Annotated in this window: 23 protein-coding genes; 6 read left to right on the forward strand and 17 right to left on the reverse strand. The window is 67.0% G+C overall.

Features of this window, described 5'->3' with window-relative positions; genetic code table 11:
- Nucleotides 1-50 precede the first annotated feature (50 nt).
- On the forward strand, nucleotides 51-368 hold the full coding sequence (locus FXF75_RS03155) for a cupin domain-containing protein (protein ID WP_163520088.1): 318 nt from the start codon (nucleotides 51-53) through the stop codon (nucleotides 366-368).
- Between the two features lie 372 nt (nucleotides 369-740).
- Complete coding sequence (locus tag FXF75_RS03160) at nucleotides 741-1,193, forward strand: phosphate-starvation-inducible PsiE family protein (protein WP_163520089.1); 453 nt, start codon at nucleotides 741-743, stop codon at nucleotides 1,191-1,193.
- Nucleotides 1,194-1,238: 45 nt separating this feature from the next.
- Here FXF75_RS03160 and FXF75_RS03165 read toward each other — a convergent pair whose 3' ends face one another.
- Both FXF75_RS03165 and FXF75_RS03170 read right to left on the reverse strand, forming a co-directional pair.
- Nucleotides 1,239-1,760 carry a hypothetical protein gene (locus FXF75_RS03165; RefSeq protein ID WP_163520090.1) on the reverse strand — a complete coding sequence of 174 codons (522 nt, stop codon included), beginning with the start codon at nucleotides 1,758-1,760 and terminating at the stop codon, nucleotides 1,239-1,241.
- Nucleotides 1,761-1,920: 160 nt separating this feature from the next.
- Nucleotides 1,921-2,538 carry a hypothetical protein gene (locus FXF75_RS03170; protein ID WP_163520091.1) on the reverse strand — a complete coding sequence of 206 codons (618 nt, stop codon included), beginning with the start codon at nucleotides 2,536-2,538 and terminating at the stop codon, nucleotides 1,921-1,923.
- Between the two features lie 105 nt (nucleotides 2,539-2,643).
- Between FXF75_RS03170 and FXF75_RS03175 the strand changes: the two genes are divergently transcribed.
- A complete protein-coding gene (locus FXF75_RS03175; RefSeq protein WP_163520092.1) occupies nucleotides 2,644-4,203 on the forward strand; it encodes a methyl-accepting chemotaxis protein in 1,560 nt (519 codons plus the stop codon).
- Nucleotides 4,204-4,214: 11 nt separating this feature from the next.
- Here FXF75_RS03175 and ppc read toward each other — a convergent pair whose 3' ends face one another.
- Entirely contained in the window at nucleotides 4,215-6,935 is a 2,721-nt protein-coding gene (ppc, locus tag FXF75_RS03180) for a phosphoenolpyruvate carboxylase (RefSeq protein ID WP_163520093.1), read from the reverse strand.
- A gap of 190 nt (nucleotides 6,936-7,125) precedes the next feature.
- On the opposite strand from ppc, the gene FXF75_RS03185 reads away from it, so the two are divergent.
- On the forward strand, nucleotides 7,126-8,643 hold the full coding sequence (locus FXF75_RS03185; protein WP_163520094.1) for an ATPase domain-containing protein: 1,518 nt from the start codon (nucleotides 7,126-7,128) through the stop codon (nucleotides 8,641-8,643).
- A 15-nt stretch (nucleotides 8,644-8,658) separates the two neighbouring features.
- Here FXF75_RS03185 and FXF75_RS03190 read toward each other — a convergent pair whose 3' ends face one another.
- A complete protein-coding gene (locus FXF75_RS03190; protein WP_163520095.1) occupies nucleotides 8,659-9,660 on the reverse strand; it encodes an outer membrane protein assembly factor BamD in 1,002 nt (333 codons plus the stop codon).
- A gap of 185 nt (nucleotides 9,661-9,845) precedes the next feature.
- On the opposite strand from FXF75_RS03190, the gene FXF75_RS03195 reads away from it, so the two are divergent.
- Complete coding sequence (locus tag FXF75_RS03195) at nucleotides 9,846-10,235, forward strand: DCC1-like thiol-disulfide oxidoreductase family protein (RefSeq protein ID WP_163520096.1); 390 nt, start codon at nucleotides 9,846-9,848, stop codon at nucleotides 10,233-10,235.
- Here FXF75_RS03195 and FXF75_RS03200 read toward each other — a convergent pair.
- From FXF75_RS03200 to FXF75_RS03230, 7 genes are all read right to left on the reverse strand, one after another.
- Nucleotides 10,232-11,725, reverse strand: coding sequence for a lipase maturation factor family protein (locus tag FXF75_RS03200; protein WP_163520097.1), 1,494 nt, complete (start codon nucleotides 11,723-11,725; stop codon nucleotides 10,232-10,234). The genes FXF75_RS03195 and FXF75_RS03200 overlap by 4 nt on opposite strands.
- Nucleotides 11,726-11,874: 149 nt before the next feature.
- Nucleotides 11,875-12,183, reverse strand: a complete 309-nt coding sequence (locus tag FXF75_RS03205; RefSeq protein WP_163520098.1) for a HalOD1 output domain-containing protein — start codon at nucleotides 12,181-12,183, stop codon at nucleotides 11,875-11,877.
- Nucleotides 12,184-12,238: 55 nt separating this feature from the next.
- Nucleotides 12,239-12,907, reverse strand: coding sequence for a helix-turn-helix domain-containing protein (locus FXF75_RS03210; RefSeq protein WP_163520099.1), 669 nt, complete (start codon nucleotides 12,905-12,907; stop codon nucleotides 12,239-12,241).
- 95 nt (nucleotides 12,908-13,002) lie between these two features.
- The gene (locus tag FXF75_RS03215) at nucleotides 13,003-13,332 is read right to left on the reverse strand and encodes a transcription factor S (RefSeq protein ID WP_163520100.1); all 330 of its coding nucleotides are present in this window, start codon (nucleotides 13,330-13,332) and stop codon (nucleotides 13,003-13,005) included.
- A gap of 93 nt (nucleotides 13,333-13,425) precedes the next feature.
- A complete protein-coding gene (locus FXF75_RS03220) occupies nucleotides 13,426-13,941 on the reverse strand; it encodes a VTT domain-containing protein (protein ID WP_163520101.1) in 516 nt (171 codons plus the stop codon).
- Nucleotides 13,942-13,981: 40 nt separating this feature from the next.
- Nucleotides 13,982-14,620, reverse strand: a complete 639-nt coding sequence (locus tag FXF75_RS21960) for a hypothetical protein (protein WP_205427146.1) — start codon at nucleotides 14,618-14,620, stop codon at nucleotides 13,982-13,984.
- Nucleotides 14,617-15,522 carry a hypothetical protein gene (locus tag FXF75_RS03230; protein WP_163520102.1) on the reverse strand — a complete coding sequence of 302 codons (906 nt, stop codon included), beginning with the start codon at nucleotides 15,520-15,522 and terminating at the stop codon, nucleotides 14,617-14,619. The genes FXF75_RS21960 and FXF75_RS03230 overlap by 4 nt, the downstream gene beginning before the upstream one ends.
- Nucleotides 15,523-15,631: 109 nt before the next feature.
- Between FXF75_RS03230 and FXF75_RS03235 the strand changes: the two genes are divergently transcribed.
- Nucleotides 15,632-16,408, forward strand: coding sequence for an HAD family hydrolase (locus tag FXF75_RS03235; protein WP_163520103.1), 777 nt, complete (start codon nucleotides 15,632-15,634; stop codon nucleotides 16,406-16,408).
- Here FXF75_RS03235 and FXF75_RS03240 read toward each other — a convergent pair whose 3' ends face one another.
- The 6 genes from FXF75_RS03240 to FXF75_RS03265 form a co-directional block, all read right to left on the reverse strand.
- Nucleotides 16,409-16,765, reverse strand: coding sequence for a hypothetical protein (locus tag FXF75_RS03240; protein WP_163520104.1), 357 nt, complete (start codon nucleotides 16,763-16,765; stop codon nucleotides 16,409-16,411). It lies immediately after the preceding gene.
- A gap of 46 nt (nucleotides 16,766-16,811) precedes the next feature.
- Nucleotides 16,812-17,132: a hypothetical protein gene (locus FXF75_RS03245; protein WP_163520105.1), complete on the reverse strand. Its 321-nt coding sequence runs from the start codon at nucleotides 17,130-17,132 to the stop codon at nucleotides 16,812-16,814.
- A 3-nt stretch (nucleotides 17,133-17,135) separates the two neighbouring features.
- Nucleotides 17,136-18,821 (reverse strand): GTPBP1 family GTP-binding protein, encoded by a 1,686-nt coding sequence (locus tag FXF75_RS03250; protein WP_163520106.1) that lies wholly within the window; start codon nucleotides 18,819-18,821, stop codon nucleotides 17,136-17,138.
- Nucleotides 18,822-18,909: 88 nt separating this feature from the next.
- Nucleotides 18,910-19,923 carry a DUF4352 domain-containing protein gene (locus tag FXF75_RS23255; RefSeq protein ID WP_309221770.1) on the reverse strand — a complete coding sequence of 338 codons (1,014 nt, stop codon included), beginning with the start codon at nucleotides 19,921-19,923 and terminating at the stop codon, nucleotides 18,910-18,912.
- Between the two features lie 76 nt (nucleotides 19,924-19,999).
- Nucleotides 20,000-21,454 (reverse strand): BGTF surface domain-containing protein, encoded by a 1,455-nt coding sequence (locus FXF75_RS03260; protein ID WP_163520108.1) that lies wholly within the window; start codon nucleotides 21,452-21,454, stop codon nucleotides 20,000-20,002.
- A gap of 157 nt (nucleotides 21,455-21,611) precedes the next feature.
- The gene (locus FXF75_RS03265; protein ID WP_163520109.1) at nucleotides 21,612-22,169 is read right to left on the reverse strand and encodes a J domain-containing protein; all 558 of its coding nucleotides are present in this window, start codon (nucleotides 22,167-22,169) and stop codon (nucleotides 21,612-21,614) included.
- Nucleotides 22,170-22,601: the final 432 nt, after the last annotated feature.

The following is a 22,601-nucleotide window of genomic DNA, read 5'->3' on the forward strand; positions in this document are numbered from 1 at the left end:
CCCGCACGTTCGGACCGAATTTTAAGGGCCGCCGTCGCGTTTGCCGAGGCATGGCACTCGACCGCTATCCCGACCTCGACCCCGACGAGGGCGAGGTTCTCGACGCGGAACTGGCCGTGACCGACGACGTGCTAGTCAAGGCGTTCGCGCTCGGTCCCGGCGCAGAACTCTCGGCCCACGACCACGCCGACGCGACCAACGTCTTCCACGTCCTCGACGGGGCGGTGACCGTGATACAGGGCGATGACGAGGAAGTCGTCGAGGCCCCGGGCGTGGTCCTCCACGAACGCGGCGCGGTCCACGGCGCGCGTAACGAGACCGACGAAACCGCGGTGCTGACCGCGAGTCTGTGTCCGCTCCCGTCTTGAGTCTCGACCGACCGGAACACGTCCCACAGTCGAGACGGCACGCTGCGCAATCAAGGAGGACTGGAGCGCGTGACCTCGATTCTGCGTTGCTCGATATGCACGGACTACCGCCTGCTCGGTGTTTGGCTCAGCCCTCTCGGGGTAGTCGGACTGGCGGTCCCGGCCCCGACTCCGGACGACCGCGCGAGGCGTCCGGTCGGGACTGGTCGCGCCTTCGTACTTGAACCTTGGCTGGGGAGCCACGATACGGTAACAACCACGAGTGACTCTTAGGGAGTACGTCTCTCCGCGCTTATCGAGCGTTCCCGCGGACTTCGAGCCGGTTCTGGTCGGAACTAACTTCCGCCGGGCGACCGAGACGCTTACACCAGAATGGACCGGATAGAGGCGACCCAGTTCACGGGACTGCTCGAACGCGGTATCACGATTCTCCAGACGGCGATAGCGGCGTTTCTGGTCGTCCTGCTCGTGCTCGGGGTCGTCAACCTCGGCATCGTCATCGGTCGGTCGATACTCGTCCGCGACGTGACCGACACGACGGCGACGCTCTCGCTCGTTCGGTCGAGCATCGACATCGTCCTCTATCTGTTCGTCATCGTCGAACTCTACCAGACGGTCGTCGCGTACGTGGAAGCCCAGAGCGTCGTCATGGCGGTGATACACGCGGGTCTCATCGCGGTCGTGCGACAGATTATCACCTTCAAACCGGACGATTACGGTCCCACGGAGGCCATCACAATCGCCGGCGTCTACGTCGTCCTGCTGCTGGGTCTCCTCATCGGATTCTGGGTCGTTCACAGGGAGATAGACGAGGCGGCGGAGTGAGCCAGATACGGGGGCGAGACGAGTCGAGGGAAACGAGGTGGCCGGTCAGAGTTCGCGCTTCGTGTCCGGGTCCTCCAGTTCCCAGAGGTACTCCGGCAGGAACGCGTCCAGATTCTCGACGACTCGGCGCTCGCTCACGTTCATCCCCTCGCAGTGCTCCCACGCCTCGTCGCGGGTCGTGACCCGAATCTCGCCGTCTTCCAGAGATACCTCCAGCGGGAACACCGAGCATCGCGTCGGTTTCCAGTCGTGTTCGGCGTGGAGTTCGCAGAGACCGTCTTCCCGGAGGAAGTAGCAGGCCGCCCCGTCGTCGGCGACGTGGTCGTCGCGGTCCTTCTCCTCCCGAATCACGAAGTCTTCCCCTCGGAACCGGGTCGTCGCCGCGCTAAGGTCCGCGCGCTCGGCGAGTTCGAAGAAGTCCTCGTCGTAGAGCAGGACGCCGTGGCGACAGCACCACGTACACTCCTCGACGCACTCGAAGGTGAGGGCCGGGTCGAACTCCACGATAGCCTCCCGTCCGGGGTACACCTCGACTCGCGTCTCGCTCGCGGCGTCGTCCGCACTCATCGGCCCACCCCCGGTCGGGCGCGTCGGTTCGGTCGCTCGCTCACGGTTCCGGTTCGGTCTGCGGCGCGCTAAAAGCGTTCGCTTCGCAGAGTGCCCGACGACTGCCGCAGAAAACGGTCGGACGACGGGCAGTCCGGACTGGAGGCGGTCTGACAGTGACCTATCTGTCGTTCGTGGCCTCGCCCGTGCTCACACCGGGACCGGTCTGGATTTCGATACCCGGTACCTTGGTGGCCTCGACGCCGACGAGGTCGCCGGGACACTTGTCCACGCTGTTGACGATGAACGTCGTGCCGAGCGGGATGTTCGTGGGCTGATTCTCGACGAAGATGCTGTTGCGCTCGACCAACTGGGTCGCCTCCACGGTCGGGTTCCCGCCGAAGAACCCGACCATCCGACCCGCGTTCGCCCAGTCCACGATGATGCCTTCCCAGACGTTGAGTTGTTCCGGGGGCCACTGGCCGCTGAAGTTGCAGTTGTCCACCGCGTCCACGTTCACGTCCTCTAGTGAGTCGGGACGGGTATCCTTCCGGTCGGTCATGATGATTATCTTCTGCCGGAGGTCCCCGCCGAGTCGTTCGGGGTACGGGAACACCATCCGGCGGACGTACAGCGGTCGCTCGCCACCGCCCTGTCCGTCTCCGCCTTGCCCGTCTCCGCCTTGCCCGTCTCCGTCCTGTCCGTCTCGGGCGGCCCACCCTGCGAAACCGAACGCTCCCACCGCGCTGTTCTTCAGGAAACTCCGCCGGTCGAGAGTCGTGTCGTGTTCGTCGTTCATCTTCCCACCGTTGGGAGTCACAGTATCGACGTTCGTAACGGTTGTCGCCGCCGTCTGAAACGGGAATGATTTAAATATAATACTCTACATGAAGTAAGTAATAAAATGTCTGGAATATCCGATGAGACGGGACCGAGCGTCGTCTCGCCGGTGGAACTCGACGCCCGAAAATCGCTGGTCGGCTTCGATGCGGCCGACGCCGACGCGCTCTCGTCGCTCCCCTTCGACGAGCGAGACGGTGCGGTCACCGACCGACTCCGGGACGCGTACGCGTCCCGCGAGGACGTGGACGACGAACAGGCCGCGGCGCTTGCCAACCTCGGCGCGTCGCTGACCGACTTCGGTACGGGTTCGGCCGACTCCGGAGTCACCCGGACCGCCGGAGAGACGTACGATACCGACTTCTTCGCCGAACGGGGACGGTTCGGCGCGGCCCACGACGAAGTCGGTCTCCCACCGTCGGCGTATCTGTGCGGTCACGCCCGGTGGTTCGAGGCGGTCCTCCCCGCGCTGCGAGAGACGCTGCAGACGGAGGTCGAACAGACCGTCAGAGAACTCGCGCCGAGCGCGACCGACGCGGAGACCGACGGCGGCGCGGTCGTCGGCGACGACTCGAAAGGCGACCGCATCGACGCGCTGGTCGAGCAGGTGGACGCCCGCGTCGGCGAGACGTTCGAACAGGTCGCGTCGCTGGCGAAACTGTTCGCGCTTGACGTCAGCGTCGGTCTCGACGCCTACGAACTCGACGACGCCGAGACGCGCTCGGAAGTCGAGGCGTTACGCGAGGACACCGAACGACTGGAGCAGGAACTCGAACGCGCCGACGCTATTGGCGACCGGACTCGCGCGACCGTGGCGGACCTCGACGACTCGGCCGCGGAGGTCAACGCGAGCGCTCAGGAGATAAGCCAACTCACCGACGAGCAGTCCGACCAGATGAGCCAGATTGCCAGCGAAGTGTCCAAGCAGAGCGCCACCATCGAGGAGATAGCGGCCAGCGCCGAGGAGGTCGGCGAGCAGAGTCGCGAGGCCCAGCAACTCGCCGAGGAGGGCCAGCAGCTCGGCCAGCGCGCCATCGAGGCGACCAGAGAGACCGACGAGACCCGCGAGAGCATCGTGGAGGACGCTCAGGCCCTTCAAGACGCAGTCGAGGAGATTGGCGACGCCGTGGACATGATAAACGACGTGGCCGACCAGACCAACTTGCTCGCGCTGAACGCCTCCATCGAGGCCGCCCGCGCTGGCGAGGCGGGAGACGGCTTCGCGGTGGTCGCCGAGGAGGTCAAGACGCTCGCCGAGGAGTCACAGGACCGCGCCGCCGAAATCGAGTCGATGGTCGAGCGCATCGAGGACCGCGCCCAGAGCACCCTCGACAGCCTCGGCGAGAGCGAGCGGTCCATCGCCGACACCGTCGAAGCGGTCGAGCGGACGGGCGGCAAACTCGAACGCATCGTGGACGCCGCGACCGAGACCGCGACCGGGATGGGCGAAATCACCGACGCGACCGACCAGCAGGCCGCCAGCACCGAGGAGGTCGCGAGCATGATAGACGACGCCGCCGCGAAGGCCGACCGGGTGTCCGAGGAGGTGGACACCATCGCCGCCGCGACCGAGGAACAGGTGATGATGATATCCGAACTCGACGAGACGGTCTCGAAACTGTAGCCCGGCGCGCGCTACCCCGTGTTCTTCATCCCGGCCGCAATACCCTTGACGGTCAGTCGAAGGGTGCGCTCCTCCTCGGGCGTCAGGTGCGACTGGGAGAGCAACTGGGTCTGGAGCAGGTTCAGCGGGTCCACGTAGGGGTTGCGCCGCTCCAGACTCCCTTCGAGCCACTCGCGCTTGAGCAGACTGTCCCGGCCCGTAATCTCGGTCACCAGTTCGACCGCACGGTCGTACTCGGCCTCGATACGGGGGAAGAACGCCTCTCGGCGCTCGGCGGGCGCGAGTCGGGCGTACTCGCCCGCGATTTCGAGGTCGGTCCGGGCCAGCGCCAAGGCGGCGTTGTCGAGCGTCGTCCGGAAGAACGGCCACTCGGCGTACATCTCTCGGAGCGTCGTCACGTCGCCGCCGCTCGCATCCGAGGCGCTCTGCGCCCCGCCGTCGAGGTAGGCGTCTAGCCCCTCCGCCAGCGCGTACCACCCGGGCAGGATACACCGGGCCTGCGTCCACGAGAACACCCACGGAATCGCCCGGAGGTCTTCGACCGTGCGCTCGCCCGACCGGGAGGCCGGGCGCGACCCCAGATTGAGTTCCTCGATGACCTCGATGGGGGTCGCGTCCTCGAAGTACGAGACGAACCCCTCGGTTTCGAGCAGGTCACGGTAGCCGTCGCGGGCGGCGTCGGCCGCGGTCTCCATCGCCTCGACCCACTCGTCGGGCACCTCCTCGACGGGTTCCCGGATGGCCTCGTGGCGGGCGCGCAACTGGGCGTCGAGCATCTGTTCGAGGTTGCGCTCGGCGATGCGGGGGTTGGCGTACTTCTCCGCGATGGCCTCGCCCTGCTCGGTGAACTTGACCTCGCCGGTCACCGTCTCGTTGGGGAGCGCGAGCAGGGCGTCGTTCATCGGACCGCCGCCCCGCGAGATGGAGCCGCCGCGACCGTGGAACAGGCGCATGCGCACGTCGTGGTCGTCGCAGATGGCCGCGAGGCGCTTCTGGTTGCGGTAGAGGCTCCAGTTGGCCGCGAGGAAGCCGTTCTCTTTGTTGGAGTCCGAGTATCCGAGCATGATTTCCTGCGTCCCGCCTCGCGCTTCGACCGCGGCCGCGTACGCCTCGTTCTCGAACAGCGTGCCCATGATTCGGCGCGCGCCCGACAGCGCCGACTCGGTTTCGAGCAGGGGAACCACGTCGAGTCCCGAGTATCCGGGGAGGTCCACGACTCCGGCTTGGTCGGCCAGAAACAGGACTTCGAGGACGTGACTCGGTTCCTCGGTCATGCTGATGCAGTAGGTGTCGATGGCCTCGACGCCGTACTCGGCCTGCCAGTCGGCGGTCCGGTCGAACAGCGTGAGGACGCGGCTCGCGGTGTCCGAGAGGTTGCCGGTGTCCGACACGTCGATAATCGGGTCGTCCTGAAGGATGGCCTCGGTCAGGGTCTCGACGCGCTCGTCCTCGTCCATCGCCTCGTACTCGACGCCTTCCCTCGCCAGCGCCTCGGCGACCGCCTCGGTGTGGTTCTTCCGGTGGTCGCGCAGGTCGAGACTCGCCAGCGAGAGACCGAAGGTGGCGACCCGCCGACGGAAGGGGTCCACCTTGTCCTCGGCGACGACCCCCGCGCCGTTCTCCCGCAGGCTCTCGGCGATGGCGTCCACGTCGGCCAGCAGTTCGTCGCTGTCGTCGTAGCCGCCGGGTCGCACGTCGCCCACTCGGTCGAGGCGTTCGCGCATCAGCTTCAGCTTCTGGCGGTAGGGTTCGTCGGGGTAGCGCTCCTCGGCCTCCGCGGCGACGCCGGGCAGGCGCTCGCGGTCGGCGTCGAGGCGCGCCTCGAACGCCTCGCTGACGGCGATGCTCCGGTCGTCCTGACTGAGGACGCCCGAGAGGCGCTTGCACTCCTCGCGGTAGCGCGACACCACGACCTCGCGCTGGCGTTCCAGCGTCTCGGCGGTCACGTCGGGGGTGACGAAGGGGTTGCCGTCCCGGTCGCTCCCGGCCCACGACCGGAACTCGAAGAGCTTGGGAATGTCCAGCGAGTCGAACTCCTCGCCCAGTTCGCGCTCCAGTTCGTCGTACACCTCGCCCACCACGTCGAACAGCGTGTTCTCGAGGTACCACTGGACGTTGAGCGCCTCGTCGGTGACCTCCGGCCTGCGCTCGCGGACCTGCGGCGTCTGCCAGAGACTCGTGACCTCGGCTTCGAGGTCGCGCTCGACGGCCGACTCCTCGCGGTCGGTCAGTCGGCGTTCGTCCAGCGTCTCGATGTCGTCGGCGACCGCCCGGAGCTTGGCCTTCACCGTCTTGCGCCGGGCCTCGGTCGGGTGGGCGGTGAAGGTGGGTTCGACCAGCACGTCGTCGAGTACCTGCTGGACCTCCGCCTCGTCCGCGCCCGCCTCGGCGAGGGTCTCGGCGGTGTCGGCCACGCTGTCGGCTAAGGTCCCGTTCTGGGACCCCTCCCGGATGGCTCGCACGCGCTCGCGCTCCTCCGCGAGGTTGATGAGTTCGAAGTACGTGGCGAACGCGCGGGCGACGATACCGGCGCGCTCAGGCGGTAAGTCGGCCAGTTCGGCCCGGAGCGCCTCGCGGCTCTCCACGTTGTCGCGTCGGTAGTCGATGGCCTCGGTGCGGACCGACTCGACCACGTCGAACGCCTCGGCAGAGGTCTGGGCTTCCAGTACGTCTCCGAGAAGTGCGCCGAGTTCCCGGACGTCTCGACCCACGTCTCTGGCGTGAAGTTGCATACCACGCTGTTCGTGCCGGTGAGGCTAAAACGTCGGGAACCCGTGAAAATTGCCACTCGAATTCGAGTTAATGTGTTCCGACATCTCGACCGAGGGTGTGACGGCCAAAAGCTATTTTAACCGGTATTTTCCGGTGAATCTACCGAAGTAAAGTGTTAAGTTCAAGCCGCGGTACCGACGCTAACGAGAAATGTCCGTCTCTACCGGGAGCGACGTTCTAGATAGAATCCTCGACGGCGGTTTTCCGGAAAATAGGTCGATACTGATTTCGGGCGGGCCGGGCGTCGGGAAGAGTACGCTGGCGATGCAGTTCCTCCAAGCGGGACTGGCGGACGGCGACCGGTGTCTCTACGTCTCGACCGAGCAGACGGCCGAGGAACTCCGGTCGTCGTTCGAGGGGTTCGACTTCGACCTCGACCATCCGAACCTGACCATCGTCCACGTCCACGCCCGGACCGGGCGAACCATCGAGGAGGGCGAGCAGAACCTGACGATGCAGACCACCGACGGCGACGAGGTTCTCGGCGAGGGGTACTCCGCGCCGTTCGAGATGCAGTACGTCGAGGAGTACCTCTCGCGGTTCGCGCCGTGCGACCGGGTCGTCTTCGACAGCACGGCCAGTCTCGCGGGCATCCGCGACGATTCGCACTTCTTCCAGCGCGCCATCCTCGACCTCGTTCGACTGTTCACGGACGAGTTCGGGGCGACCTCGCTGCTCACGGCCGAAGCGCTCGTCTCCGACGACGACTCGGCCGACAGACTCGCCCCGGCGACGGTGCTGGAGTTCTCGACGCACGGCGTCGTTCGCCTCCGGCGGAGTCCGGTCGAGGGGAACCCGCGCCGGTCGCTCCGGGTCGTGAAGATGCGCGGCGTGGACCACGACACCCGCGAGTACGAACTCGGCATCGACGACGACGGGGTGTTCCTGACGCCACAGAATCGGACCCACGACTTCGGCATCGGGAACGACGTAATCTCGACCGGGTTCGAGGGTCTCGACGATATAAGCGGCGGTCTCACCAAGGGGAGCGGGGTCCTCTTCGAACACGACGGCCGGGCGTTCGTGGACGGACTGGTCGTCGGGATGGCCGCCAGCGCCGTCGACTCGGGCATGGGCATCTGGCTGGTTCCGTCGCCGTCGCTCACGCCGACCCGGTTCGAGTCGATGCTTCCGGCCGACGAGGACGAGATTCCGGCGCTGCTCGACTCCGACTCGCTGTTCGTGCTCGACTCGTTCAACGCTTGGGGGGCCTACGCCGACCACCGGAACGTCTACGCGGCGTCGTCCAGCGGCCTGCTCAGTCGACTGATGAGCAAGAGCGCGACCGCGTCGATGGCGTTCGTCAAGCGTGTGCTCCGGGACATCACGAACCGGCGCGACCGTCCCGTCCTCGCGCTGGTGTACACCGAGGCGTTCCTCCGGTGGTTCGACGCGCCGCAGGTCCGGGAACTCTACTACTGGGCGCGCGAGAACGTCTCGTTCGAGGAGGACACCGTGACGTACATCCACAACCCCGAGACCATGGAGACGAACCTCGCGGAGTTCTTCGTCTACGACGCCCAGCACATGTACCGGACGTGGAAGCACGAGAACGACATCCAGTACATCGAGGCCGAGAAGTCCATCGCCGGGACCACGAAGTCGATGGGCGTCGTCAACCACGTCGAGACCGCGCCGTACGTGGAGGTCACGCGTCCGACGAAGTGATTCGGGCCGCCGACCTCACACCCGGCCTTTGCCCCAGATGAAGTACCGGAGGACCGTCTCCATCCCCTCGACGTACGACGTGGCGTCGATAGTCGAGAGGTCCGCGGCGAGTCGCTCGAGTTCCTCGTAGTGGCCCTGCCATCGCTCGAAGAAGGCGGCATCGACGTCGGCGTCTCTGAGTCGCTCGACGACCTCCTCGCGGTACTCGGGGTCCTCTCTGAGTCGTTCGAGTTCGTCGTAGGTCAGCAGTCCCTCTTCGAGGGCGTGGACGACGGGACCCGAACTGAAGTCGGTCTCCCGAATCTCGCGCTCCCACGTCGCCACCCAGTTGCCGATGCGGGCCATCATCTGGGCCTGCCACACCATGCGCCGGAGTTGCGCGAGGTCGTCGGTCGGGAGCGCGGGCGAGTACATCAGGTCGATGTCGGCGTACGCGAACATCATGACGTTGTGCGACTCGTGGAGGGTCAACTCCCGGTAGTTGGCGAGTTCGGGATACCGCCCGAGTAGATACGAGTACCGTATCGCGTCCACCGCCTGCTGGGTGTCGAATCGGAACAGCGGCAGGTAGAACTCCGACCGGGGCGCGTCGGCGAGAACGTCTCGCAAGTCGTCCCAGACCCGCTTCGCGAGGCGCAACTGCTCGGACTGGACCGCCTCCCTGTCGGGGTCCATCTCGTAGGCCGAGTGGGGAATCTTGGCGGCCTCGTCGAACGTCTCCCGGTCGCGGTCCTTCTCCAGAAAGTCGTCGAGAATCGTGATGAAGACCGTGCCGAGGGTCTTGGCGGTCCGCACCTCGGTGACGCGGTCGTCGGGAACGAACGAGAACGTGAAGTGGGGCGTCAGTCGGTGGACCCACTTCCAGAGGAACGGGTCTCGGCTTCCCTCGAAGGCGTCGTACTCGTCAATCAGCGCTCGAATCTCGGGGGGCAACTCGTGGTTCGAGATGCTCTCGACTTCGGCAGGTTCGTCGGAGGAGGTTACTGTCTCCACGAGGTCCGTCACGTCCGCTCCCATTGTTCCACTGTCAGACATTCAGCGCCGATATTTATACCTTGGCGTTTGCTGTAACTTGGCACCCGGCTTCGACCTGAAGACACCGCTCACGAAATACTGAGGATGGGTAACTTCCGCGCGACGCCGAGGACTGCCGAAGGGATGATTCCAGCAGGAATTAGTTACCGACGCCCGTTCGCTCGACCATGAGTGACGCGACGCTCGTCTACGACGACGACTGCGGGTTCTGCACGTGGTGGGCCGACTTCTTCGAGCGGCGGTCGGACCTCCGAATCGTCGGGTTCTCGGAACTCACCGACGAACAGCGCGAGCGACTGCCCGACGACTACGAGGAGTGTTCGCACCTTCTGGCCGACGGCGAGGTATACTCGTGCGGCGAGTCGCTCGAACAGGCGTTGGTCCGGTCGGAGGTCGGCAGCGACCTGACGCAAGTCGTCCGATTCCTCCGGAACTTCGAGGACTACGACCGCCTCCGAGAGAACGTCTACCGGCAGGTCGCGGACCACCGCGGTCTCCTCGGGCAGGTCGTCTCGAAGACGCCGCCGGCGAGCGAGGGGTCCGACCGGCGCGACTAGCGCCCGCCGCGACGGCGCATCCGGCGTCTGGTACGCAGGTCGTCCAACGACACCGGTTCGACGTAGCTCCCCACGCGCTCGCGGTTCCACCACCGCCCCGTCTCCGACCTCTCCGCGGGCGAGGTGAACTCGTAGCGATACCTGACCGCCCGGACGTGAGTCGGCGGGTCGTCGGGGAAGGGGTTCGTCCGGAGCAGGCCGAGGGTCGCCTCGTCGCCCTCCAGAAGCTTTTCGAGCAGTCGGGAGAACCAGCGGTGCTGGTACGGCGACGGCGACATCGCGGCGAACCAGAGTTGCCAGTCGAGTCGCAGGTGGTAGGGCGCGACCTGCGGCGGTCGGCGCTCGGGGTCGGTCGGCTTGCCCTCGAACGTGTACGTCTCCCACTCGGTGTCGGGCGTCAGTTCCTCGTCGCTGGTGCCTTCCACCACGATTTCGTAGCGCTCGCGGGTGATGGAACCGAACGCGCCGTAGGTGTTGACGAGGTGGAGCGGGTCGAACGCGGTGTTCATCACCTGCTCGGACGAGACCATGTTGAGCGTCGGGCGCACGCTCAGGACGGCGACGAGCGCGGTCACGCCGCCGACCGCGACCCAGAACCAGAGCGGGAGCGCGACGGTCGCCGGGGCGGTAACCGGGAGACCCAGCGCGCCGAACGCCGACGCCAGCACCGAGTCGGCGAAGGTGGCGAACGCCAGCACCACCGTGAGCGCGTTGAGCCACGAGAAGTTGCCCGTCACCATCAGCCAGCCCTGAAACAGGATGGTCGCCACACCCGCCAGCGCGGCCACCGGTTGAGGCGCGAAGTAGAGGAAGGGGACCGCGAGTTCCACGACGTGATTGACCGCGACCGCGGCGCGGTGGACCGGTCTCGGCAGGTGATGGACGTACCAACTCGTCGGGTTGGGCATCGGTTGGGTCTCGTAGTGGTACTCCATGCACGTCAGGTCCCGCCAGCACTCGTCGCCCCGGATTTTGATGAGACCCGCGCCGAACATGTTGCGAAAGAGGAGCCACCGCAGGAGCCAGACGACCGGCCACGGCGCGGCGAACTGCCCCGCGCCGAGGAAGACGGCGAGGAACCCGGTCTCCAACAGCATCGACTCCCAGCCGAAGCCGTAGAACACGCGCCCGGCGTTGACGAACGAGAGGTAGAGGAGCCACAGGGTCGTCCAGAGCAGCATCGACGCCGGGAGGACGTAGGCCCGCGGGAGCCACGAGGGCGCGCCCGCGAGCGCCAGCGCCGAGAGACCGACGCCCGCCCACGCCGCGACACCCATCGCGCGGTCGGAGGGCAGGAGGTAGAAGAGGCTCGGTCGCCGGCGGAACTCGGCGTACTCGACGTACTCCGAGACGGGGAGCAGGCCGTCTTCGCCGACGAGCGCCCGGAACTGGGTGGCGGCCACGAGGAACGCGAGCAGGTAGACGACGGCGAGTCCGCGGTGGACGAGCAACCGGACGAGCCAGTAGCTCTCGGGACCCCAGAGGGCCATGTGTGTCGTTGTGCGGACGGACGTTCAAAGGAGTACGGGAGGACGGTGACGGAGTAACAGAACGACAGTGGTCGGTGTCCCGTTCGGACGGTCGAGGCTGAACCCCGCGGCGGTCGGGCGTCGGCGTCACCCGTCGGGCGGCGACGCTACTACCGTTCGGTGACGGTCACAAGTCCGTCGCTGCTGACGGTCACTTCGTGGCCGGAGTACGCGAATTCGACCGTGCCCGACCGGGGTTCGTCGGTCGTATCGCGGAAGATTGCGTCGAGCGAGTCGGGGTCTATCGTCCCGTAGAGCGGTTCGAGCGCCTCGTCGGCGTCGCTCCCCACGGAACTTCGGTCAGAGAACGCCGAGACAGCGGCCACGACCGCCTCCGAAAGCGGCTCGCCGCCGGACGCTCGGTAGTAGTACGTGTCCTCGGTCTGCCACCCGTCGCTTGCGTTGCTCGCAGATGTCATAGTATAGCCTACGGTACCGACGGCCGAACACCGCGGGGTTCACCCAGTCATCGATTTAAGTAGTCGTCTGCAGGGCGAGGGTGTTCCGGAGGAGGTTGCGCTGGCCGCGCCGGAGTCGCCTCGACAGCGCCGTGGTCGAGACGCCCATCTCGTCGGCTATCGCCGCCATCTTCGTCTCGCGCGGCACGTCGAAGTAGCCCGCCTCCAGCGCGCGCAACAGCGCCTCGCGCTGGGGTTCCGTGACGCCGTACCGGCTCTCGACGCCCCCGTCGTTCGCGACCGACTCCTCGTCGTAGAGCTGTTCGAGGTGGAACTCCATGTCGCGTTCGCGGCAGGCGTCGCGGAGCGCGGCCAGCGCCTCGCGAGAGGGAAACCGAGCGAGGAGGCGCAGCCTCTCGGCCGTCATCGTGAGGTCGAGAATCGTGATGTCCTGCTCGACGACTATCGGGTGGAGCGCTCGGGGGTTGGTGTTTCCGGCGAGCGTGACGCCATAGAGGCGTCGGTCCGGCAGTTCGGTCAGGAGTTCGTAGCCCGCCACGTCCGGGTCGTCGGCGAGCGCGGCCTCGTACGCCTCGAAGTCGTCGCCGGACGCCCAGAAGATGACCCGCCACTCGCTGTCGTGGTCCGAGCGAATGTCTTCGAGTCGTAGTATCATGTCCGGGACGGCCTGAAGTGCCCCCTGTCCGGGCTGGGAGTCGGTCTCGACCCTGCCGATGAGAGCCATTACCGTTCGTAGTGGTCGCAGTGGGGTGAGTATTTCGCCGGAGAGAACGCCCACGAGTATACGACTGTTCCGACTGTTCGGTCAGTGCGACGCGTCTAGCTGTATTCGCGCCAGCGGTGGCCGCACTCCTGACACTTGAAGAAGCGCGTCGGCGGTTCGTCGGCCGACCCGGTCTGCTTGATGGTGTACCACGCCTTCCCGTGGCCGCACTCGTCGCAAATCACGTCGTCGGCGGTGGGCTTGCCCTCGAAGTTGGCGTCCTCGGAGGTCTCTATCACCTCGGAGTCGCCCTGTTCCTCGGTCGAGACGAACTCCGCGGCCTTCTCCTCGTCCTTGTCGGTGGTGTCCTGACAGTCGTCGTTCGTACAGACCATCTTGGACCCCATGGACTTCATCATGGAACCGCACTCGTCGCAGAATTGCATGGCCGAGTGTAACGGTCGGTTCCTGATAAGCGCCACGCTCGGGCGCTCTCCGGAACGCTGGGCTGCTCGTGGGCCGCATCAGCCGTGACCTCGTCACGCGATGCCGACCAGACGCAGGCCGGTCTCCACGGCTATCGCCACGAGTGCCCCGAACGCCACCGCGCCCGTCGCGGAGTAGAGCGTGAACTTCCAGCGTGCCATCCCCGCGAGACCCGCGGGGACCGAGACCACCGAACGTAGAATCGGGAGCAAGCGACCCCAGAGGACCGAACTCTCGCCCCACCGCCTGAACCACGCGGTCGCGCGCTCCAGTCGGTCCTCCGAGACGCGGAACCGGCCGCCGCGGCCCGACAGCGCAGAGCGCCCGCGCTCGCCGAAGACGTGGAACGCGAACAGACTCCCCGCCGTCGTGCCGACGCCGACCGACGCGACGAACAGCGCGCCCGTCGCGGGACCGCCGACGAGGAGCGCCGCCGCGCCCGGCACGACCACCTCGCTCGGCAGGAGCGGAAACAGCAGCGACGCCTCCAGAAAGGTGAACAGCGCCACCGCGAGGTAGCCGTACTGCTCGACCAGATTCAGCGCCACCTCGCCGAGGGTCTGGAACACGGTGGGAGTTGGCACTCGGTCGGGATAATCCGGTCGGCCGTCACTCCTCGCCGTTCGCGTTCCCGGCGGTGATGTCGCCGATGTCCTCCTCGCCCTCCACCACCATCGGGCAGTCGGCCACCCGGAAGTGCTCGGTGTCGGGCATCGCCAGAATCTCGGTCCCATCGTGTGTGCAGGCGAGTTCCGGCGGGTCGCCGAAGTGCGGACAGCCGTGACACGTCGCCTTGGGAATCGTCCGTACGTCGCGGTCGTCCGCCGGTTCGGCCGGGTCGGCGGCGTCGGACGGGACCGCCACCGCCGGCCCGTCGGTCTCGCCTTCGGCCAATCGGTCCCAGAGTTCCTCGCCGTCCAGCGCCCCGACCTCGACCGACTCGAAGGCGTCGGTCTCGTCCGTACCCTCGCGCCGTCGCTCGTCCACCTCGGAGGCCACGTCGGCGAGCGGGCCGTCCCTGTCGGCACCGTCCGCCTGCTCGCCCGAGTCGGTCGAGGCGCTGTCGGTTGGGAGGCGGTCGTTCGAGGGACTGTCCCCCGAACGGTGACCGGACGAACGCCGGTTCCCGGTGCGCTTCCGGACCTCCGCGGCGAGGTCGCCGAGCGGTTCGTCGGGACGGTCGCGCTCGTCCCGGTCACGGTGCTCGTTGCCCTCAGCCTCGTCGCTCTGGTCCTCGTCGTCGCTCATTCGTCGCCGCCCTCCCCGAGGATGTCGTCGAGTCCGTCGCCGACCTCCGGGCCGTCGGCGTCCGTCACGCTGCCGAGGTCCCAGTCGGCGCGCTCGCCCTCCAGCGCGGGCGGGTCGCCCACCACGAGTTTGGCCGACCCGAACAGCCCCTGCTTGGGTTCCACGTCGTTGAAGGTGCTGGCACAGTGGGGGCACTTAGGTTCGGCCAGCAGACCGACGTGGACCGTCTCCTTGCAGTGACCGCACTTCGCGCTCTCGACGCCCCGGCGGTTGGCGAGGTGGGCGAGTTCGTCGGCCGCCGCCCGCGCGGCGTGACGCGCGGTCAGCGTCTTGGTCTGGTCGCGCAACTCGACGGTCACCTCCGCCAGCGTCGCGAGTTTGGTTTCGATGTCGTCGGTCGCGTCGGTCAGGTACTCCAGCACGTCCTCGTAGTTCTCGAACCCGGTCTCGACCTGCTCGTCGAGGTCCCGGACCGTCTCGGACAGCGCGTCGAGTTCGTCGGCGAGGCGGTCGGCCCGGTCGGCCACCGCCTCGGTCCGCTCGCGGAGGTCGGCGTGGTCGTGGTCGGCGGGGGCCTTCCCGTCGGTCTCGCGTTTGACCTGTACCACCCGCTCGCGGACGTCCTGAATCTTCTGGTCGAAGTCGCTCTCGGCGTCGGCGAGGTCGCTCTCCACCTCGGCCAGTTGGGTCTCGAACTCCTCTTTGGTGGCCGAGAGACGTTCGCCGAACTCCCGGCGGAGCGCGGCGAACGCCTCGCCGTCGTCGCCCTCGGCGTCGCCGTCGCGGAGGCGCGCGAGCAGTTCCGTTCGGCTCACGCCCAACTCCTCGGCCTTCCGGTCGAGCCACCCCTCCAGCGAATCGTCGGGCGCATCCGACGACTCGCTGACATCTTCGCCAGCCATTCGGTTTCAGTTATCACAGCCCCGACTTAATGGTTGGCCTCTTTCGGAACCCGTGCGGTCGGCTATCGACACGATTTTTCACCGTGCGGCCTGACTGCCGATAGACGACATGTCCGCGGACGACCACACATCCGACGACGAATCCGCGCTTACCGACGATTCCACCTCGGGCGACTCCACGTCCGGCGACCGAGTCGCCGACGACCGAACGTCCGGCGACGTGGATGCAGTCCTCTTCGACCTCGACGGGACGCTGGTGGAGTACGAGCGCTCGACCGAGCGACTGCTCGAACTCGCCTTCGAGTCCGCGGGCGTCGAACCGTTCTTCGACGTGACCGAGTACTTCGACCGATTCGGCGACCACGTCACGCCCGGCGTCTCCATCGCCGAGGGTCGGGCGAACTGCTTCGCGGAAATCGCCGAGGGTCACGGGCGCGACCCCGACCTCGGCCGCCGGGTCGCCGACGCCTTCGCCGCAGAGCGCGACCAGTCGCGGGTCGAGTGCCTGCCGGGCGCGGTCGAAGTCGTGGACGCGCTGGCCGACGACCACGCGCTCGGCGTCGTGACCAACGGTCCGCCGGAGATGCAGACCACGAAACTGGAGGCCGCCGGACTGGCCGACCGCTTCGAGACGGTGGTGTTCGCGGGCCACGACGCCGCCGCGAAACCCGACCCCGAACCCTTCGAGGTCGCGCTGACGGAGTTGGACTCCTCGGCGGACCGCGCGGTCCACGTCGGCAACTCCCTATCGTCGGACGTGGCCGGGGCGCACGCGGCGGGACTGCAGTCGGTCTGGGTGCCCGCCGAGGCGGACGCGGAACCGGACCCCGAACCGCACTACTCGCTACCGTCGCTCGCGGAACTCCGAGAGGTGCCGTGGCGGTAGTTACTCCGGGAAAACGTCGAACAGGAGGCCCAGAATCATCGCCGCACCTGCGACCATCGACAGCAGGTGGAATCGGTCGCCGGACGTGAGGTACTGGGCCAGACTGAAGACGACCAGTCCGCCGAAGAAGGCGGCCTGCCAGCGCCGGGTGGCTGTCGCGCCGCGGAGGACACCGACTGCGAGCGTCCCGGTGACGTAGAGCGAGGCCACGCTGGTCAGCAGTGAATCGGTAGCGAAGTCTCCGGCCAGAACCTGCGAGACCGCGGCCGCCAGCGCGACCAGAAAGAGCAGGCTCACGAGGACTTTCGAGAGCGTCGTCACGTCGAACTGCGCTCGTCCGGGAGGGCGTCGAACCATGTCGGAGTGTGAGAACGCTGACGTGAAAAGCGTCGGTGTCTCAGTGTTATCGGAGGTCACGCAGGTTCGCGGCGACCATCGCGACTCCGACCACCGCGAGCAACAGCGAGAACAGGTCGCTCGTCGTCGCGTACTCGTAGCCGCCCCAGACCGCGACGCCGCCGAAGAACGCGAGTTGCCAGCCCCGCGCGTTCGTCGCGTCCCGGAGGACGCCCGCGAGCAGGAGTCCCGTGAGGTAGACCCCGAACAGCGCCGAGACGACTCCGTCGCCGCTCCGGACCGCGACGACGAGACCGATTGCACTCAGGACGAACAGGACGCCGGCGAGAAGTACCGTGGCCAGTTCGACGGCGCGGTCTCGGTCCACGGGTCAGTCGTCGGACCCGGAGTCGTCGCCCGGATTTAGTCCCGTCACGGTGCCGACGCCCTTGCTCTGGCCCTCGCGGAAGACGAATCGCTGGCCCTCCTCGACGAGGTAGGGTCGGAACTTGAACCGGACCGTGGTAGCGCCCGAGTCGCCCGGCAGGAGTTGGCCGCCCTTGGGGTGGAACTCCGCGGCCTCGCTGATGGTTTCGAGGTGGACGACGGGTTCGTAGCCGTCGCCGATGCGAGTTGGGTGGTTCAGCACCACGACCTCGGCCTCGAACTCCCGGACCGGTTCGGGGTCGGCGTCCGCGGGGAGCAGGACCATCCCGCGCTCCACGTCGGCCTCGCGGACGCCCTTCAGCGCGATGCCGACGATGCGGCCCGCCTTGGCCTTGTCCACCCGGTGGTAGTGCATCTCGATGGACCGGACCTCGACCTCGCGGAACGCACCGTCGGCCATCGGGCCGAGCAGGAGTTCGTCGCCCGCCTCGACCTCGCCCGACATGATAGTCCCGGAGGCCACCGCGCCGACGCCGGTCACCGAGTAGGTCCGGTCGATGTACATCCGGAAGTCGCCCGAGTCGGCGGTGGTCTTCGGGAGGCGTTCGAACAGTTCGTCGAGCGCGTCCAGTCCCTCCATCGTGACCGCGCTGGTCGTGATGACCGGCACGACGTTCTCGTCTATCTCCTCGACGGCGGCGTCCACGCCGTGGCGCTCGACGCGGAGCGGCGTCTTGTCCACGTCGCGGAGGAGGCGCTCGACTTCGCGCTCGACCTCCGCCACGCGCTCGTCGTCCACGATATCGGCCTTCGTGATGGCCACCATGGTCGGGAGTTCGGTGGCGAGCAGGACGCCGAGGTGTTCGCGGGTCGTCTTGGTCGGCCCGTCGTCGGCGGCGACGGTCAGCAGGCCGTAGTCGAGTTTCTGACCCACGAGTCCGCGAATCGTGGTCCGGAGCCACGGTTCGTGGCCCACGGTATCCACGAACGAGACTAATCGGTCGCTCTCCTCGACCACGCGAGCGCGGTCGGACTTCCGGTGGGGGTTGTCCATCCGGACCGGCCCCTCGCCGTCGAAACCGTAGACGCCGTAGGAGAGGTCGGCCGACAGGCCGCGCTCGACTTCGTGCGGTTGCACGTCGAGGTAGCCCCGCGTGCCACCCTCGCCGTCGTCGGACTGCCCGGTCACGAGCGTGCCGACGAGCGTCGATTTGCCGTGGTCCACGTGGCCCGCCGTCCCGACCACGATGTGTTCGCTGTCGGTGTCGAGCATCGCGCCCTCGCGGACGGTGGCGACGCCGACCAGTCCGTCGGCGTCGTGGCCCTCGCTGCGGTTGCTCACGAACAGTTCGTCGCGCTCGGTCGCGGACCCGTCGTCGGCGATGCCCCACGTCTGGACGTCCTCGATGTGCGCGCCCGCCTCCTCGGCGAGCAGGCTCAGCACGTCCATCGACTCCGAGAAGTCCTCGTGGCTGATTCCGGCGATGCCGCCGTCGTCGGTCACGCCAACGACGTACGTGGCCTCGCCGTCGCCGGACAGCACTCGATGTCGGAGTTGGGCCGCGAGACTCTCCATCCGACCCTCGGCGAGGTGGAGTTCCTTGGTGAGTCGCTCTTTGAACTCGACGCTGCCGCCCTCCTGTTCGCCGCGTTCGAGGGCGCTTTGCAATACGGCCCGGTTAGGGCACATACGACCGGATTAGGGCGGCGACATGAAAAGCTTGCCGCCCAATAGCGCGTTAACTGGTCGCAAACAGGGTCTCCTGCGGTTCTGCGGATTACCGCCGCGTCACGTTGATGGCCATGCTCGAATCCCGGGTGAACTCGACCGTGACGGGGTCGTCGGTGACGTTGTAGTCGTAGGTCAAGGTGGCCGTCGTTCCCTCGGGAACCGAGAAGACCGTCCACCCGGGGTAGCGGTTCCCGGGCGAGATGGGGAAGTCCACGAAGCCGTCGAAGTCGTGGAGTGGCTGATGGCGGTAGGTCCGCTCGTCGGTTCGGAGTCTGAACCCGGACTCTTTCACCGTGACCTTCTGGCCGCCGGTGTTGTTGATGCTCATCTTTACGAGGACGAACTGCTCGCCCTCCGGCGGGTAGAAGGCTTTGCCGTCGCTCTCGTTGGGGTCGATTTCGTCCACGACCTTCGCGTTCCACGTGACGCTGAGTGTGGTCGTGCTGTTGGCCGGTGCGACCGACTCGGCGGAGACGGGACCGCCACTACCGCCGCCGAGGAAGGGCAGCGACGGGCCGAAGAGGACGCCCGTGGCCAACAGGCCGACGACGACCACGACGGCGAGTACGGGTTTCGTCGGGATTCCGCCGCCGAGCGCGCCGGAGACGAGCGACGATACGCGCGACCCGACCGCCCGTAATCGGTCTATCGGCGAGTCGCCGTCGCCGCCCTCGCTCGACGAGTCGTCGGTATCGGCGCTCTCGCCGTACTGCTCCGCAAGGTCCGTCCACTCCTTCCGCTGGAGTATCTGTGCGATGCCGTCGCCGTCGAGCAGTTCGACGCCGGACCCCTCCGAGACCTTGCTGGCGTGGTCGGAGATGCTGCCCGCGGTGACGATAGCCGACTCGTCCACCTCGTACTGCTGGCAGAGCGAGGCGAACTGCTGGACCTGTTGGCCGCCGATTTCGCCGTCGGGGATGGCCCACAGGAGGCCTTCCTCGCCGGTCGCGGGTCGCTGGACCGCGACGAACACCCGTCCGTCGTCGCGCTTGACCTGTGCTTGCCAGCCCTGCCGCTCCCAGAGGCCGCCACGAACTCGCCGAACTCCGACTGGTCCAATCCCTGCAACATGGTTTCACCGCGGGGGCACCGTATTCGGCTTCATATCCTCAGTCCCCGTATAAAAAACATCGGCCCTAGCTCCTCCGGGTGGCCAACAGGGCGGCCGCCAACGCCGCGACGACGCCCGCCGACGCGCCGAATCCGGGGACCGGAACGAGACCGCCGTTGTCCTCCTCGTCCGCGGACCCCTTCTCGGCTTGCTGGCTCAGCGGTCGCTCGGTACCGCGCATCGCCGCCTGCGTGAGACCCTCTGCGGTAGTGGTAGTCGTCGTCGCTGTCGTCGTCACCGTTGTCGTGGTGGTGATGGCGGCCGTCGTGGTAGTCGGTGGCGGCGTAGTCGTCTCCTTCTTCGCGACCATCGCCGGGATGGTCCGTTTCTGGTCGACGAGTCGAATCTCGAAGTTCCGTCCGGGTTCCAACTCCGAGAAGTCGAACGTGGTCTGGAACGTCCTGTCCTTCCCGACCGTGACGGTCCGGGGGTAGAGGAAGGGGGGCGTTCCCGTGTCGCGGGCCGAGATGTTGATGGTCGTTCCGGGCGTCAGCGTCGTCTTGCCGGTGATAGCGGTCTCGTCCTCCACGATTACCTTCTCTCCGGGACCGTTGCGCGCGACGTTCACCCGCCGTTCCGCCACCCGGAACTCCGTCGAGACGTTCTCGCGCTTCTCCGCGAGCGGACTCTTTGCCGGGACGACGAACGAGACGCGATACCTGTCGCCGGGTTCGATGCCCTCGTCCCCGGTGTCCACGACGAGGTAGAACCCCTCGTGGTCGTTGCCGGTGACGAGTCGCTCGACGGATGCACCGGTAAACTCGTTCCCGTCGCCGTTCATCGGCGGGTTCGTCTGGGCGAAATCGACTCGGAGGGCCGCCTCGCCGTCACCGTCCAATCGCGGTCGCTTCAGCGCACCGCGGACGCCGGTGGCGTTGACGTGCAGGAGCAACCAGTCGTCGTGGGCGACCGACTCGTTCCACGGCGGCACCGACACCTCCTGTAGCGCGGCCTTCGAGTTCCGTTCGGTCATGCTGACCTGTCGCGGTGCGATGCGCGCGGTCACGCCGTTCGTCGAACGTTCCTTGACCACGAACGTGCCGAGCGCCCGTTCCTGTCCCTGTATGGTGACGTTCATCTGATACTCGGCGGTGTCGAGGGGCGCGTCTATCGGGGCGGTCCGCAGAGTACGGCTCTGAATCGAGCCTTTGGACGCCCACACCATCTCCGAGAGGGGGTACTTCGTGGACTCGCCGGCTTTGTATGTGTTGAGTCGAAGTCTAGTCGTCCCCTTGCCCACCTGTAACTGCATCCAGAAACTGTCCTCGGCCGACCCCAGATTCACCGTCGCTGCCTGTGACGTTTGGATGGTGATGTTCGCCACGTCGCCGCGCTGTTCGTAGACGACGGTCTTCTCGAACGAGGCACTGCTCGCGGCGGTCGCCGCGGCCGAACCCGTTCCGAGCGACGGGGCGACTGCCGCCGCGAGCAGGAGCGTCACGACCGCGACGGTGCGGTACTTCGGGGGTCTCGCTGACATGGCGGGGTGAAAGTTAGCGAGGTGTTATGACCCATCCGTAATAAATCCGATTGGTGAGAGTCGGGGACAGCGCCCGTGGTGAGTCGCGACGCGAATCCGCCTCGTCGCCGGTCGGACCGCTCCCGACTGGACACCTTTCGGTCGAAGCGTCCTCGGTTCAGTTCCGGTCGTCCAGCACCTCGTACGCCTCTTTGACGCGCTTGAACTCTTCCTCGTCGCCGGACTCGCGGTCGGGGTGGACCGCCTTGACCTTCTCGCGGTAGGCCCGACGCACCGCCTCGCTGTCGGCGTCGGCGTCGAGTCCGAGGACGCGATAGGCCTCGGCCGCGGTCGGTCCAGAGCCGCCGACCGTGCGCGCGCCGCCCGCCCGCTGCCCGCGAGCGCCTCTCGCACCCCGCCGCTCGCCGGAGCCTCGCGCCCCGAACCCGTCGCGGCCGTCGTCGAACCCGCCCCGACGGCCGGAGAACGAATCGCGGGGTCCCGCGCCGAACCCGCCGGTCTCGGACTCGGCCCGGCGGTACTCTCTGGCCCGGCCGCTCACGACCTGTTCGCGTAGCCGACCGCTGGCGTGGTACCACACGAGGTAGGCGGCCACCGCGAACGGGACGGCGATGGCGAACAGCGCGGGAGTGTAGACGAACGCCAGTACGAACTCCAGCGTGGCGATGCCCGCGAGGACCGCCGCCAGTCCGAACAGGAGCCGGTCTTGCTGCACGAGTCGTCCTTCGTGGTACGGGATTGTAAGCGTCCCGCTAGGGCGAACGTTCGGGTCGTAAATCACGTCTCGAACCGCAGGTGAACGGGGATTGAACGACCGACCGTCGCGTCCCGGCCACGACAGCACCTTTAAGTACGAGAAGGCGAAACACCCATCTGAGATTCTGCGGGCGGTGTTAGTCGTGTCGTGTGTCTGGCGGCGTACCGCCCGATAGCCGCGAGTTCACGGACCACGGGGTCGGCCCGATGATGCCGTCCGGCGGAGGGCACCCTGCAGTCGCGTTCGCGGAAGGACTTCGGCGACCGTTTCGGCGCGTCCGCGCTGGCCGCGTCTCCGCGGTCCTTCTGCTCTTTTGCCCTTTCGTCACTCCGAGGACCGCGAGGCCGTAGCGGCGACTCCGCGCGTCTCGTCGCCTCCTCGCGTTCTCGC

The organism is Halorussus sp. MSC15.2 (genome assembly GCF_010747475.1).
In the GTDB taxonomy this organism is placed as follows: domain Archaea; phylum Halobacteriota; class Halobacteria; order Halobacteriales; family Haladaptataceae; genus Halorussus.

Excerpts from the sequence above, each read along its gene's own strand:
- FXF75_RS03155 (WP_163520088.1), top strand. The coding sequence starts at position 51 with ATGGCACTCGACCGCTATCCCGACCTCGACCCCGACGAGGGCGAGGTT.
- FXF75_RS03160 (WP_163520089.1), top strand. The coding sequence starts at position 741 with ATGGACCGGATAGAGGCGACCCAGTTCACGGGACTGCTCGAACGCGGT.
- FXF75_RS03165 (WP_163520090.1), bottom strand. The coding sequence starts at position 1,760 with ATGAGTGCGGACGACGCCGCGAGCGAGACGCGAGTCGAGGTGTACCCC.
- FXF75_RS03170 (WP_163520091.1), bottom strand. The coding sequence starts at position 2,538 with ATGAACGACGAACACGACACGACTCTCGACCGGCGGAGTTTCCTGAAG.
- FXF75_RS03175 (WP_163520092.1), top strand. The coding sequence starts at position 2,644 with ATGTCTGGAATATCCGATGAGACGGGACCGAGCGTCGTCTCGCCGGTG.
- ppc (WP_163520093.1), bottom strand. The coding sequence starts at position 6,935 with ATGCAACTTCACGCCAGAGACGTGGGTCGAGACGTCCGGGAACTCGGC.
- FXF75_RS03185 (WP_163520094.1), top strand. The coding sequence starts at position 7,126 with ATGTCCGTCTCTACCGGGAGCGACGTTCTAGATAGAATCCTCGACGGC.
- FXF75_RS03190 (WP_163520095.1), bottom strand. The coding sequence starts at position 9,660 with ATGGGAGCGGACGTGACGGACCTCGTGGAGACAGTAACCTCCTCCGAC.
- FXF75_RS03195 (WP_163520096.1), top strand. The coding sequence starts at position 9,846 with ATGAGTGACGCGACGCTCGTCTACGACGACGACTGCGGGTTCTGCACG.
- FXF75_RS03200 (WP_163520097.1), bottom strand. The coding sequence starts at position 11,725 with ATGGCCCTCTGGGGTCCCGAGAGCTACTGGCTCGTCCGGTTGCTCGTC.
- FXF75_RS03205 (WP_163520098.1), bottom strand. The coding sequence starts at position 12,183 with ATGACATCTGCGAGCAACGCAAGCGACGGGTGGCAGACCGAGGACACG.
- FXF75_RS03210 (WP_163520099.1), bottom strand. The coding sequence starts at position 12,907 with ATGGCTCTCATCGGCAGGGTCGAGACCGACTCCCAGCCCGGACAGGGG.
- FXF75_RS03215 (WP_163520100.1), bottom strand. The coding sequence starts at position 13,332 with ATGCAATTCTGCGACGAGTGCGGTTCCATGATGAAGTCCATGGGGTCC.
- FXF75_RS21960 (WP_205427146.1), bottom strand. The coding sequence starts at position 14,620 with ATGAGCGACGACGAGGACCAGAGCGACGAGGCTGAGGGCAACGAGCAC.
- FXF75_RS03230 (WP_163520102.1), bottom strand. The coding sequence starts at position 15,522 with ATGGCTGGCGAAGATGTCAGCGAGTCGTCGGATGCGCCCGACGATTCG.
- FXF75_RS03235 (WP_163520103.1), top strand. The coding sequence starts at position 15,632 with ATGTCCGCGGACGACCACACATCCGACGACGAATCCGCGCTTACCGAC.
- FXF75_RS03240 (WP_163520104.1), bottom strand. The coding sequence starts at position 16,765 with ATGGTTCGACGCCCTCCCGGACGAGCGCAGTTCGACGTGACGACGCTC.
- FXF75_RS03250 (WP_163520106.1), bottom strand. The coding sequence starts at position 18,821 with ATGTGCCCTAACCGGGCCGTATTGCAAAGCGCCCTCGAACGCGGCGAA.
- FXF75_RS03260 (WP_163520108.1), bottom strand. The coding sequence starts at position 21,454 with ATGTCAGCGAGACCCCCGAAGTACCGCACCGTCGCGGTCGTGACGCTC.